Annotated in this window: 1 protein-coding gene; it reads right to left on the bottom strand. The window is 54.1% G+C overall.

The features are described 5' to 3' along the window. Positions 1-985 (bottom strand): FG-GAP repeat domain-containing protein (locus tag IX84_RS18130; protein ID WP_044223948.1); only part of this gene is annotated, 985 nt, incomplete at both ends.

Here is a 985-nt window from a genome sequence, read left to right as displayed (position 1 = left end):
AGAGGCTGATAATACATCCGCGTCGCCATCACCGTCCAAATCCATGGCGTATACGGACCTGGCACCATTCGCTGATGTCGTTATGACCTGCTGCGCACCAAAATTGCCGCTGCCGTCATTCTCGTACCACGCTATCTTATCATCAACCGAAGAGGCCGATAATACATCCGCGTCGCCATCACCGTCCAAATCCATGGCGTATACGGACCAAGCACCATCCGCTGATGTCGTTATGACCTGCTGCGCACCAAAATTGCCGCTGCCGTCATTCTCGTACCACGCTATCTTATCATCCCACGAAGAGGCCGATAATACATCCGCGTCGCCATCACCGTCCAAATCCATGGCGTATACGGACCAAGCACCTTCCGCTGATGTCGTTATGACCTGCTGCGCACCAAAATTGCCGCTGCCATCATTCTCGTACCACGCTATCTTATAATCATTAAAAGAGGCCGATAATACATCCGCGTCGCCATCACCGTCCAAATCCATGGCGTATACGGACCTGGCACTATTCGCTGATGTCGTTATGACCTGCTGCGCACCAAAATTGCCGCTGCCGTCATTCTCGTACCACGCTATCTTATCATCACTATATGAGGCCGATAATACATCCGCGTCGCCATCACCGTCCAAATCCATGGCGTATACGGACCAAGCACCATCCGCTGATGTCGTTATGGTATTGGACGTAAAGCCCGGATCGGCACAAGGCACAGCACAGGGTGGGCAATGGCTTCCGCCGCAGTCTACGCCGGTCTCATCGCCGTTTTGGATGCCGTCATTGCAGGTAGGCGTTACGGGGGTGCCGCAGGCGGTAGAGTTCAGCAGGCTGGCACGGGCGCCACCGGGCTCAAACAAAGCCCGCATACGGGCAGTCTGGCCTTGCGTGAAGAGGTTCATACAGCCATCATCGGAGTAGTCCATGTAGTTTTGGAACATGTCAGGAAGATCACCGGTACCTCCATTACAGGAGTTGCTA

It is taken from the genome of Phaeodactylibacter xiamenensis, from assembly GCF_000759025.1.
Classification (GTDB): domain Bacteria; phylum Bacteroidota; class Bacteroidia; order Chitinophagales; family Saprospiraceae; genus Phaeodactylibacter; species Phaeodactylibacter xiamenensis.
The sequence above is the reverse complement of the archived record's forward strand: the minus strand, read 5'-3'. Positions and strand labels throughout refer to the sequence as shown.